Source organism: Streptomyces capoamus (genome assembly GCF_014654935.1).
GTDB lineage: Bacteria > Actinomycetota > Actinomycetes > Streptomycetales > Streptomycetaceae > Streptomyces > Streptomyces capoamus.
This window is the reverse complement of sequence record NZ_BNBF01000004.1, coordinates 205,552-217,484: the sequence shown is the minus strand read 5'-3', so window position 1 is coordinate 217,484 and position 11,933 is coordinate 205,552. Positions and strand designations below refer to the sequence as shown.

The 11,933-nt window shown below is 71.5% G+C and carries 9 protein-coding genes; 3 read left to right on the top strand and 6 right to left on the bottom strand.

The features are described 5' to 3' along the window. Positions 1–120: 120 nt before the first annotated feature. Positions 121–1,029, bottom strand: coding sequence for a class A beta-lactamase (gene bla / locus IE312_RS09075; RefSeq protein WP_189980120.1), 909 nt, complete (start codon positions 1,027–1,029; stop codon positions 121–123). A 137-nt stretch (positions 1,030–1,166) separates the two neighbouring features. Here bla and IE312_RS09070 point away from each other — a divergent pair, with 137 nt between their 5' ends. Beyond that, the gene (locus IE312_RS09070) at positions 1,167–2,144 is read left to right on the top strand and encodes a LysR family transcriptional regulator (RefSeq protein ID WP_189980119.1); all 978 of its coding nucleotides are present in this window, start codon (positions 1,167–1,169) and stop codon (positions 2,142–2,144) included. Then, positions 2,141–3,076, top strand: coding sequence for a serine hydrolase (locus IE312_RS09065; protein ID WP_189980118.1), 936 nt, complete (start codon positions 2,141–2,143; stop codon positions 3,074–3,076). The genes IE312_RS09070 and IE312_RS09065 overlap by 4 nt, the downstream gene beginning before the upstream one ends. A 538-nt stretch (positions 3,077–3,614) precedes the next feature. On the opposite strand, the gene IE312_RS09060 is transcribed toward IE312_RS09065, so the two are convergent. From IE312_RS09060 to IE312_RS09040, 5 genes are all read right to left on the bottom strand, one after another. Then, positions 3,615–4,817 carry a glycoside hydrolase family 64 protein gene (locus tag IE312_RS09060; RefSeq protein WP_189980117.1) on the bottom strand — a complete coding sequence of 401 codons (1,203 nt, stop codon included), beginning with the start codon at positions 4,815–4,817 and terminating at the stop codon, positions 3,615–3,617. A 105-nt stretch (positions 4,818–4,922) separates the two neighbouring features. Next, positions 4,923–6,200, bottom strand: a complete 1,278-nt coding sequence (locus tag IE312_RS09055) for a glycoside hydrolase family 16 protein (protein ID WP_189980116.1) — start codon at positions 6,198–6,200, stop codon at positions 4,923–4,925. 572 nt (positions 6,201–6,772) lie between these two features. After that, complete coding sequence (locus IE312_RS09050) at positions 6,773–7,327, bottom strand: DUF305 domain-containing protein (RefSeq protein ID WP_229899384.1); 555 nt, start codon at positions 7,325–7,327, stop codon at positions 6,773–6,775. Next, the gene (locus tag IE312_RS09045; RefSeq protein WP_189980114.1) at positions 7,303–8,673 is read right to left on the bottom strand and encodes a DUF1996 domain-containing protein; all 1,371 of its coding nucleotides are present in this window, start codon (positions 8,671–8,673) and stop codon (positions 7,303–7,305) included. Before IE312_RS09045 ends, IE312_RS09050 begins: the two co-directional genes overlap by 25 nt. A gap of 101 nt (positions 8,674–8,774) precedes the next feature. After that, positions 8,775–10,505 (bottom strand): discoidin domain-containing protein, encoded by a 1,731-nt coding sequence (locus IE312_RS09040; RefSeq protein ID WP_189980112.1) that lies wholly within the window; start codon positions 10,503–10,505, stop codon positions 8,775–8,777. 322 nt (positions 10,506–10,827) lie between these two features. Here IE312_RS09040 and IE312_RS09035 point away from each other — a divergent pair, with 322 nt between their 5' ends. Then, complete coding sequence (locus tag IE312_RS09035; RefSeq protein WP_189980110.1) at positions 10,828–11,820, top strand: LacI family DNA-binding transcriptional regulator; 993 nt, start codon at positions 10,828–10,830, stop codon at positions 11,818–11,820. Positions 11,821–11,933: the final 113 nt, after the last annotated feature.

Genomic DNA, 11,933 nt, shown 5'->3' with positions numbered 1-11,933 from the left:
CGGCGTCGCGCGCCCGGCCCGCCTGGACCGGCTGGAGGCGGGTGATTCGTGACCGGACGAGGGGGCGCGCCGGGGAGGCATGTGGTCGGTGCCGTGGAGGATCGGGACGCCGTCCGCTCACTACTCGCCGGGGGCGAGGGTGGCGGCCAGGAGGGCGGCCGCGTCGCGGATCAGATCGTTGTCGACGGGCGCGTCTCTGGCGTCCTTCGTGGACAGCACGGTGAGCAGCAGGGGGGTGTGTCGCGTCGTCCAGGCGATGCCGATGTCGTTGGCGGTGGCGTAGCTGCCGGTGCCGGTTTTGTCTGCGAGGGCCCAGTCTCGCGGGAGCCCGGCGCCGAACCGCTTGTCGCTGGTGGTGTTGCCTTTCAGCCAGGTGACGAGCTGCTCGCGGCCGGTGCGGGCCAGGGCCCGTCCGAGGGTCAGCCGTTCGAAGCTCGTGCCGAGGGCTTGTGGCGTGCTGGTGTCCCGCTGGTCGCCGGGGATGGCGGTGTTCAGGTCGGTCTCCCAGCGGTCGAGCCGGCTCACCTGGTCTCCGAGTGAGCGGAAGAACCGGGTGAGGCCCTGGGGTCCGCCGACCTGACGCAGCAGCAGGTTGCCCGCGGTGTTGTCGCTGTACTGGATGGCCGCGGCGCATGCTTGGCCCACCGTCATGCCCGTGGCCAGGTGGTCCTCGGAGTGCTGCGAGTTGTCGAGGATGTCCCTGGGCGGATAGTGGATCACCTTGTCCAAGGGAGCGCAGTCGCCGTGGTCGCGCAGCACGGCCGCTGCGGCGAACGCCTTGAACGTCGAGCACATCGCGAACCGTTCCCCGGCGCGGTAGGCCACGGTCCGGCCGGTGCGCACGTTGCGGGCGTAGACACCGAGCCGCGCGCCGTACCTGTGTTCAAGAGTGCGGAACTCCTCGCTGAGACCGGCGGGTTCGTCGGCCACGGCGGGGGCGGCGACCGCAGCGGGGGCCACCACCGCGGCGCTGAGAGCAAGACCGGTTGTGAACAGGCGGCGGCGCGGCATCGGGTCGGCGCTGGTCATGTGCGTAGTTCTCCCGGGTTGTCGGTGGTCGGGCGTCGGCTTGAGGGCTCTTCGACGTGGACAGCGAAACAGCAGGACTCCGCTCATGTCCAAGAGTGAAATGTGAAGGGCTCATACCTAAGTGATATGACTGCTGGATGGACCTGCTGGCACACCTCGAGGCCTACGTCGCCACCGTCGACGAAGCGAGCTTCTCGCGGGCGGCCGACCGGCTCGGCATCGCCCAGCCGCTCCTGAGCCGCCGCATCAAGACGCTGGAGAGGCACTTCGGCGGTCTGCTCTTCGACCGCTCCCGGCGGCAGGTCGCGACGACGGAACTGGGCATGCTGCTGCTTCCCTACGCGCAGGACGTCCTGGACCAGGCCCAGCGCCTCGACCAGGCCGCCCGCTCGGCCCAGCGGTCCCGAGCCCGGGCCGTGGGAGTGCCCGTCGACTGTGCGCCGGCGCAGCTGGCCCGGGTCATCCGCGCCGGGACGGAACACGGCATCACCCTCGGTGTGCGCGAACTGCCGCCCGCCGAGCGGGACGCCCGGCTGGCGGACGGCACGCTCGCCTACGCCGTGCTGCGCGTTCCACCGGAGAGGGCAGCACACCGGGTGCCGCTCGGCCTGGCCACCGCGCCGCCCCGTGATGCACGTCCGCCGGCGGGCGCCCGGCAGGGGCGCCCGGTCCATCTCGAGGACCTGCGGCCGCACCGCGTCGCCGCCACCGGCGCCCGGACCGTGCCACTGCCGATCCTGACCCTGACGGAGGACGACGTGCCCTACGCGCGCGACAGGCTGGCGCGCGCGGCGGCCCGCTGCGGGCTGCCGGAGCGATCGGTACGGGAAGCCGGGCCGGCGGCCACCGCGCTCGCCGAGACACTGGCGGGCCGCGCGGTGTTGCTGTGCGGCGAGTCGTTCGCGCGGCGGCACGGGGCCGGCTGGGCGCCGCTGGCTGACGTCTCGCTGCACCGCGGGTACGACGTGTGCGCGAGCTCGCGTCAGCGAAACGATGACGTACCGCAGTGGCTGTCCACGGTCCTGGCGGCGGCGGCCGGTGCCGGCACCGGCGCACGCGCCGACAGGCGTCCCGAGCCGGTGGACGCCGGGACCCGACTGGCGGCGCGGGGATGACCGGGGACACGGCGCACCGTCCGGAACGGATTTGCGGCGAGGGCCGTCTGCTGGAAGTCGCCGAGGCGATCGTCCGGGACTGGTCGGCGCTCGGCGTCCGCGGTTCGTTCCTCGCCCGCGACATCGACACGGGCGAGCAGCTCGGCTTCGGCATCGAGGAGCCGGTTCCCCTCGCGTCCGTGGTGAAGGTGCCGCTCGCCCTCGCCGTGCTGGACCTGATCGCGAACGGCGGCCTCGACCCGGCCCAGCCGGTGACGGTCGACCCGGCCACCAGCAGTGTCGGCCCCACCGGCATCGCGGCGTTCCGGCATCCGGCCACGGTCGCCGTCGGGGACCTGCTCCTGCTCATGCTCTCAGTGAGCGACAACGCCGCGGCCGACGCGCTGTTCGACCTGGTGCCGGTGGCCGACGTCGACGCCCGGTTGCGCGCCTGGGACTGCGCCGGCCTCCACGTACGGCACCGGATGAACCACATGTACGAGTGTGCCGCCGGCGTCGCAGGCAACGACTTCTCCCTCGCCCTGGAACTGGCTGTCCGCGACGAGCGGGCGCAGCGTCACACCATCAGGACGCTGGATCCCGCGCACGCCAACACCGGCACCGCCTCGGCGCTGGTTGCACTGCTGCAGCGGGTGTGGCGCGATGAGGTGGCGCAGCCACGGGCCACGGCCGAGCTGAGACGGCTGATGGGCCATCAGGTCTTCACCCAGCGGCTGGCAAGTGAACTCCGCGCCGACAGCCTGCGGCTGAGTGGGAAAACGGGCACGTTCTTGCACCTGCGGCACGAGATCGGCGTGATCGAGGCGGACTCCGGAACCCGGGTGGCCATGGCCGCGCTGACCCGGGCGGACCGGCGGGCGGCACAGGCGCCGGACATCGACCTGGCGATCGGGATCGCCGCGCGGCAGGCGTTCGAGGCTCTGCGCACATGAAGGTGAGACGCAGGCGCGAGCAAGGGCGGAACCGGGTCCTGGCCGACCCGTTGCCGGACAGGGCGACGTCGGCCAGGTCGACCGACACGTCCGCACGGTGCAGGGCCTCCAAGGGCGATCCAAGGGGCCGGTACGGCGCCCGGTTCGAGGAAGTCCGCCCGGGCGAGCAGCGGCGCTGCCTCGGCTGCGCGGCCCGCGGCGCGCAGATGTACGCCTGTGCGGGCCGGCGCACCCGCGAGGTCGCCCCGGCCCTGCTCGGCGGTGTTCAGCGTGAAACCGCCCGCGGCCAGGGCGGACCGCCTGCTCGTCGTGCTCCCGGTAGCCGTTGGCGCAGCGAGCGGGTGCTGACCCCGGTGGCCATGGCCGGCTGCCCGATCCGCATGCCGCTCCCTCCCGCCCGCCTGCCCCGGTCGGCCGCGGGCTTGACCTTGGCGACGATGCGAAAGTGCCGTCCGGGTGCCGTCGATGGGGGCCCTCGGCCGGCGCGACCGGACCGGCCGGTGTCAGCGGCGCGATCCGGTTCGCGACAAGGCGCGCGTCAGAACCGTGTCAGGGTCAGCCGGAGTCCGGTGGGCGCGGTGTCCTGGATGTAGGAGGCGAAGTCGGCGACGTCGTCGAAGGCGAAGCCGTAGGCCTTGCCGTCCCGGGTCGCCGCGTGGATGGCTTTCGCGTAGTGGTTGGTGAGGGCGGTCCGGTAGAAGGCGGAAGGCTTGGTGACGGGCTGGTCGGGGTGGCTGAGGAGGGTGGAGCGGTTGAAGCCGGCGCCCAGGACGGCGGCGACAGGACCGGTGGTGCCGTCGTTCGGCGCTGCGAGGTTGCCGTCGCAGAAGAGGACGTCGCGGGTGGACGGCTTGCCGAAGGAGACGGGGGCCGGACCGTCGAACGTGAACCTGTCGGCGCGCACCCGGCCCGTGAAGGTGCCCGCGTTGGTGGTGACCTTGAGGTCCCTGCCGGTGTAGGTGCTCCACACCTGGTCGATGTACGGGGCGAAGTAGTCCTTGGCGAACAGGCCCGTGTCCAGGCCGTGTCCGGGAGCGATGACGCGCAGGTCGTCGACGACCAGCGGGGCGAACTCCGCGACCCGCTTGACCGCGCTGAATACCGAAGCCCGGCCGCCGTCGCGCAGGGTGCCCGTGGTCTGGTCCTTGGCTCCGGTCAGCCGGATGCTCATCGGCACGCTGAACATGTCGACCATGGTCGTGTTGCAGAACATGCCCGCGGCGTTGTAGGTGAACTCGGCGCAGTCGTGCAGGACGCGGTAGTTGGGGTCGGAGGTCCCCCAGCCGGCGGGGTACTGCAGTGCCGGGTTTCCGTTGCCGTCCTTGACGACCTTGAACTTCAGCTTCTGCCCGAGCGACACGTATATGCGGCCGGACATGTGGGGGAGCTTGAGGGCGGCCTCTCCGCTCGCGGGCAGGGAGAGGGCGTAGTCGGTGAAGCCGTCCGCGCCGTTGTCGGACAGGGCTATCGGGGCCAAGGTGCCGTCAGGGGTGACCCGCACCTGCTTCCCGTCCTGGTTGCCGACGATGTAGACGTGCACCGAGGCGTTGTCGAACGAGCCGCTCTGGTTGACGATCGTCAGCGGCAGCGCGCCCGCCGCGGCGGCCTTCGTGCCCTTGTCCGCCGTACCAGCGAGGGCGTAGGGGCCGAGGACCGCGACGGCGGGGGCGGCCACCGCCGCTCCGCCCAGGGCGACAAACAGCTTGCGGCGGGTGAGACTGCGCTGGTGACGTGCTGCCATGTGCCGTGCCTTTCGTTGGTACATGTGCCTCTGGGAGGCGAGTGGGGGGGTGGGTGGGGGGTGGGTGGGGTTCGTGGGGTGGAGTGGGCCGTCCGCCCCTGCGGGTCAGCCCACGGTCCACTTCTGGTTGGCGGTGCCGCCGCAGGTCCAGATCTGCAGCCGAGTGCCGTCGGCGGCCGAACCGCCCGTGGCGTCGAGGCATTTGTCCGCGCCGACGTTGGTGAGGTCGTGGGCGGCGGTGTAGGCCCACCGCTGGGCCTTGCTGCCGTTGCAGGTGGAGAGCTGGACGGGGGTGCCGTCCCCGGTGGAACCGCCGCGTACGTCGCGGCACTTGCCCAGCGCGCGGACGGTGCCGTCGCTGCCCAGCGTCCACTTCTGGGCGTCGGTACCGGTGCAGTCGTGCAGTTGGATCGGCGTCCCGTCCGCGGTGGAGGCGCCGGCGACGTCGACGCACATACCGCCGATGCCCTTGATGGCACCGCTCTTGCCCGTCGACCCGGTCGAGCCGCCCGTGTCGGAGGTCGAGACTCGGACGTAGTCGATGGTCATCGTCTGCGGGAAGGAGGTGGCCGAGTCGGGGCTGCCGGGCCAGTCGCCGCCGACGGCGAGGTTGAGAATGAGGAAGAACGGGTGGTCGTAGACCCACTTCTTGCCGCCGAGGTCGGCCGGCGTGCGGGTCTCGTAGACGTGGCCGTCCACCGACCAGGTGATCGCGGTCGGGCTCCAGTCGACGGCGAAGACGTGGAAGTCGTCGGCGAACGCCTTGCCGTCGGGCAGGGTGTAGGCGGCGCCGAGGCCGCCGGAGCCGGAATAGCCGGGGCCGTGGATGGTGCCGTGGACCACGCCGGGCTCGTGACCGACGTTCTCCATGATGTCGATCTCGCCGTTGTTGGGCCAGCCCGCGCTACCGAGGTCGTTGCCGAGCATCCAGAAGGCCGGCCAGACACCCCGGCCGCGCGGGATCTTGATGCGGGACTCGAAGTGGCCGTACGCCTGGCTGAAGGTGCGGGCCGTGTTGAGCCGGGCCGACGAGTACTGGCACGTCCCGTTCCAGCACTGCAGTCCGGAGTCGGTGTTCTTGCGCGCCGTGATCACCAGGTGGCCTTCGCCGTCCAGGGCGGCGTTCCGGTTGCCCGGCGTGTAGTACTGCAACTCGTGGTTGCCGTTGCCCGAACCACCGGTCTCCAGCGTCCACTTGGCGGGGTCGGGGGCGCTTCCGGCGCTGCCGTCGAAGTCGTCGGACCAGGTCACCGCGGTGGGTGCGGCGCTGGCCCGGTTCGCACCGGAACCGGTCGTTGTGATGAGCACGGCGGTGACGAGAGCGGCGGCGACCAGTGAGACCAGTCCGCCGAGCGTCCACCGCCGAGCGCGATGAGCTGCCATGGCTGGGATGACACCTTGTCTTGTGGGGGATTCAGATGGTTCCGCCCGTACGGCGGGCCGCGGACGAGGAGGCGGAGCGTTCCACTTGAGAGCGCTCCCTCCACTGCGGTGAGCCGCGGGTGGACCCCGATAGTACGCACGGCGACTACCTCGGCCAACTTGTCCGCGGTGCCCTCAACACCGCCTGAACTGCGGTTACTTGGCGAGTGAGCCGAGACTCAAGATCGCTTAAGGAGCGTTTAACCCTCCCTTAACCGAAGCAGCTCCGCGCTGCACACCCACCGGAATGGCCAATTCCAGCGATGTGGCCGCATTCGCACCCAAGGGCCGCACTCGAACCCGCGCATGGCATCGCCATTCGGATTCGGACAGAAGACACAGAAGACACTGCTCTATGGGTCGCATGGGTCGCATGGGTCGCATGGGGGGGTCGTAAGGGCTGATGCACGGTGGCCACAGCGGTGGATCGGCGATCCGGGCGACGGCCAGGTCGTCGAAGCCCGCCACAGCGACGTCGGCGGGGGCCAGCCGGGCGGGAGCGGTACTCGGTCGCCTCCCGGGCGCCGGCGACCTCACGTGACCGCGTCGAGGCGGGTGATCTGCTCGGCCACCGTCCTTTCGATCGCGGCGGCGAGGTCCTTCGCCTGCTCGGCGCTGCCCGACGTGCGTTCGCTCGCACACAGCATGCGGACCTGCACGAGGTGGGCCCGCATGCTCTCGGTGAGGAGGCGGTCGAAGTTCTCCCCGGACACGGTCTTCGCCCTCCGCACCGTGTCGAGGCTGACCATGCCGGGCATGGTGTGGCCCTCATGGGGGCGGGTGTCGGGCACGCCTGAGAGCCGCAACAGCGCCCGCAGGTCGACGAGTTCGTCCTTGAGTCTCCTTTCCGCATCCTTCACCCACCCGGCCAGGGCCGGGCGGCCGGCGCGTGCGGGCGCCAAGTCGGTGAGCAGCTCGGCCCGCTCGTCCATGGGGATCATCAGCTGGATCCACGCGGTGTCGGTGTCGTTGAAGGCGGCGGGCGCGGGCCTGGTGGTCGCCGGCTGCGGGGTGCAGCCGGCGGCCACCAGGCCCAGGAGCAGGGCGGCCGCCGTCCGCCGGGTCAGAACGTTCCGGCCGAGTTGCACTTGGCGCTCTGCACGATGCAGTCCTTCACGCGCTGCCCGAGGGCCGCGGTGTCCCAGGCGTTGAAGAAGTCCCCGTGGATGGACGAGGCCATGCCCGATGCCAGGGAGAACCCGTCGGCGCTCCCGCTGGTCGGGTAGCTGATGACGAACGAGACCGACGGGATGGCGACCGGGTAGGCGCCGCTGCACCTGCCGTCGTAGGTGAAGGCGACGTGCGACTTGTGGTCCGGGCTGTCGAGGTGCTTGCCGTCCCAGCAGTCCGGGAACACCAGCTGGTACACCAGCTTGGCGGTCGGCGCGCACAGCGGCCAGTTGCCGTCGGTGCTGCGGCCGGTCTCGCCGCCCGGTCCGGCGCACCAGAACTGGTTGGGCGAGCCGGCCGGGGTGGCCACCTGCAGCTTGGCGTTGCCGGCGATCATGCGGAAGCCCTGCGGGAACGGCACGGTCGCCGTGGGGTCGGGCAGCCGCGAGCCGTAGTAGACGATCATCCCGTCGGGTTCGACCGCCTTGCCGCGCTCGTAGAGCGTGGGGATCCAGTAGGCGGAGAGGTCCTTGGCGGGTGTGCAGCTCGTGCTCGTGTTGCCCAGCAGGCTCTGGGTCGTGGTGAAGGCGTCGGTGCTCCTGTTGCCGAAGAAGCTGTGCATGTGGGACGCGCCCGGCAGACCGGGGGCGACGATCGGGTCGTCCGGCTTGGAGTGGCTGTAGGTGCAGGTGGCGTTGAACTCGGGGACGCGCACCGCGTTGGCGGGCACGGGCGCCGGGGTCATGGCCCGGAACTGGGTCAGCTGGGCCTGCCACTTGGCCTGGTCGACGTCGACCCAGCCCGGCGCGGGCTCGTCGCCGCCGCTGACGAACGAGAACCAGTTGATGTTGACGAAGTCGCCGGGCGTGGTGCTGCGCAGCACCGCGAACACGGTCTGGGGCCCGGTCGGGTGGGTGGTGACGTCGGCGCTGCGGGTCGCCCAGGTCTGCCAGCCCCCGGTGGGGCTGACCTGGATGACGGCGAGCAGGGGTCCGGTCAGGGAACCGGTGCGCAGCTCGACGGAACCGGTGCCCGTGGCGGAGGCCACGCGCGCCGACACCGTCAGACGGCCGGCGGCCCCGAGGTCGACCTGGTCGAACCGCATCCAGTCGCCGTCGGCGAGGTAGGCGGCGTTCTGCCCGCCGCCCATGTCGGCGGTCGTCTCCAGGGCGACGCCGGACTGTGCCGCGTAGGACTCGGCCTGGACGGTGACCGTGGCGGCCCGCGCGGCGGGGGCGCCGAGGGTGATGCCGAGGGCGGCGGCCAGGGCGATCGCCAGGGCACCGACCCAGACGGGATACAGGTGTAAGGAGTATCTGCGCATGTCAGTTCCTCAGGGGAGGGGGTGGGGCGTGGTGCGGCTGCGGTCCGGCCCGCGACCGAGGGGTCCGGGCCGGACTGACAAGGGGGCCGGTGCCGGCCGCGCTACTGGTACACGCGTACGTAGGCGACGAGCATCCGGGACGGGAACGGCGTCGACGCGTCGGTCGGGCCGGGCCAGTCGCCGCCGACCGCGAGGTTGAGGATCATGTAGTGCGGGTGGTCGAAGATCCAGGGGCCGCGGGTGCGCTCCACCTGGTCCTTGTCCAGGGTCAGCACGGTGCGCCCGTCGAGGCTGAAGACGATGCCCTTGCTGTTCCAGTCGGCGGCCCAGGTGTGGAAGTCGTCCGAGAAGTCGGCGCCCGAGGGCAGCCGGTACGGCGAGCCGATCCCGTTGCCGCCGTTGTAGGCCGGGGCGTGCACGGTCGAGTAGGCCGTCTTCACGTCCTTGCCGAGGACCTCCATGATGTCGACCTCGCCGTTGTACGGCCACGGACGGCCGGTGAGGAAGTCGGCGCCCATCATCCAGAACGCGGGCCACAGTCCGTTGCCCTTCGGGACCTTGATGCGCGCCTCGACACGCCCGTAGGTGAACTGGAAGGTGGCACCGGTGTTCATGCGGGCCGAGGTGTACTGGCAGGTGGTGCTGCCGGTCAGCGGGTCCGGCGGACAGGCCCGGCCGGGGCTGGCCTCCTTGCGGGCCTCCATGACGAGGTGGCCGCCGCCGTCGAGCGCGGCGTTCCGGTGGTCGGTGTAGTACTGCAGTTCGCCGTTCTGCCCGGTGCCGGGGTCGGCCCGCCACTTCGCCGGGTCGGGCTTGCTGCCGGCGGCTCCGTCGAACTCGTCGCTCCACACCAGCCGCGGCGGCTGCGCCGGGTCCGGTGGCAGTGGCGGCGCCGGGACGGGGGCGCCTCCGGTGCCGTACACCTGGAACTCCCACAGGGAGTAGCCGTAGGGGGTGGCGCGTTCGGTGCCGTACATCCGTACGTAGCGTCCCGTGCCGGAGACCGCCAGAGTCTGTTTGAAGCCGGTGCCGGACGTGGTCGAGTAGATTGGCGTCCAGTCGGTGCCGTCGGGCGAGACCTGGATCTGGAAGGACTTGGCGTAGGCCGGGTCCCACTGCAGGACGACTTTGCTGATCTGCGCGGTCGCGCCGAGGTCGACGGAGATCCAGCCGGGGTCGGTCCAGCCGCTGGTGGGGCTGGTGGCCCACCGTGAGGCGGGGTCGCGGTCGAAGGCCCGGGCGGGCGTGCACTCCCAGCAGTTCTGGTCGCTCTGGGAGGACGAGGCCGCGCCCGTCTTCCCGTACGACAGCAGTGTGTCCCCTCCCCCGCCGCCCGGGTCGCCGCCGGTGCCGCTGGTGCCGAACACCTGGAACTCCCAGAGCGAGAAGCCGTATCCGGTGCCGCGCTGGGTGCCGTACATGCGGACGTAGCGGCCGGTGGCCGAGACCGTCAGGTTCTGGGTGCCGCCGGTCCCGTCCGTCGTCTCGTGGACGGTGGACCAGGTCTCGGCGTCGTCCGACACCTGGATGCGGAAGGCCTTGCCGTAGGCGGCCTCCCACTGGAGGGTCACGTGGCTGATGCGGGCCGGGGCCCCGAGGTCGACCCTGATCCACTGCGGGTCGGAGAAGGCGCTGGACCAGCGCGTCGCCGGGTTGCCGTCGACGGCTCCGGGCGCGCCGAACGGGTCCTCGGTGCTCGACGCGACGACGGGCCGGCCCTGCGACAGCAGGGTCTCGGCGGCGTGGGCCCGGGGCGCGGGCAGGCTGACGAGGATGAGCAGGACGGCCGCGAGGACGGCGGGTAAGCCGATGCGGCGGAGAAGGGGATGCACGGGCGACTCCTCAGTGGGGGAAGGGTGAGGGAGCGCTCCCTGAGGGGTGAGAATGGGCCGGTCCCCATGGACTGTCAAGGCTTTGAGCAACAGGCCCGTAACACCCCTGACGCACACGGTCCGTGTCGGGGAACGGTTTCTGAGATCCACTCCGGCGGTGCGCACGGAACCGGTGAACAGGGGCTCGGAAAAAGTAAGTTGACGGCGATCTTCCCCATGACGACGCGGACAAGAGGCCGTTGACAGCCGGATCGGGCCGAGGTCATCCTGAGGGGAAAACGCTCCCTGGATTCGAGGGCCGGGCACCGGTGATCGGAAGGCGATGAAACGACCCACGCTCGCGGTGGTCGCCGCCCGGGCCGGCGTGTCCAAGTCGAGCGTCTCCCGGGTCATCAACGGGGAGACCACCGTCGCGCCGGAGATCCGGGACGTCGTCATGCAGGCGGTGCGGGAACTCGGGTACGTGCCGAACGCCGCCGCCCGCAACCTGGTCACCCGCCGCACGGACGCCGTGGCCGTGGTCGTCTCCGACCCGCCCAAGGGCGTGGTGTCCGACGACCCGCTGTTCTCGACCGTGGTGCGCACCGTCAGCCGGGAGCTGGAGGCCGTCGGCAGACGCGTGGTGCTGATGCTCGCCGAGTCCGACGAGAGCCGGGCCCGGGTGGAGCGCTACGTGGCGGGGGGCCACGTGGACGGCGTGATGCTCGTGGCACTGCACGGAGCCGATCCCCTGCCGGCCGCGCTCGCCCGCATGGGCCTGCCCGTCGCGTCCTTCAACCGCACCGCCGCGACGGACGTCCCGTACGTGGCGCTGGACAACGCGGGCGGCGCGGAGCTGGCCGTACGGCACCTGCTCGACCGGGGCAGACGCCGCATCGCCACCATCACCGGGCCGCTGGACCTGTACGAGTCCCGTGAACGGCTGGAGGGGTACCGGGCGACCCTGCGGGACACCGGGCGCCGCTCGATCGTCGCGCTGGGCGACTTCACCCGGATGTCGGGCGCGGAGGCCATGCGGCAGCTGCTCGAGGACGACCCGGACCTCGACGCGGTGTTCGCGGCCAACGACCTCATGGCCATCGGGGCGCTGCGCACCCTGCACCAGGCGGGCCGCCGGGTCCCCGACGACGTGGCCGTCGTCGGGTTCGACGACATCGAGGCCGCCGCCTACACCACACCCGCGCTCACCTCGGTGCGCAGCTCCATGGCCGACCAGGCCACCGCGACGGTGCGTCTGCTGCTGGCGCTCATCAAGGGCGGGCCGAGAAAGCCGGTGATCATGCCGAACGACCTCGTGGTCCGCGAGTCGAGCTGAACGGACGGCGGACCGCTCGCGGGGGGCCGCTGCTCCCGCGTGCGTGCGTGGTCCGGCGCCGTGCTGCGCCGGCGGACGCTTCGGGTAAGCCGGTCTCCGCCTCGTCGGAGGAG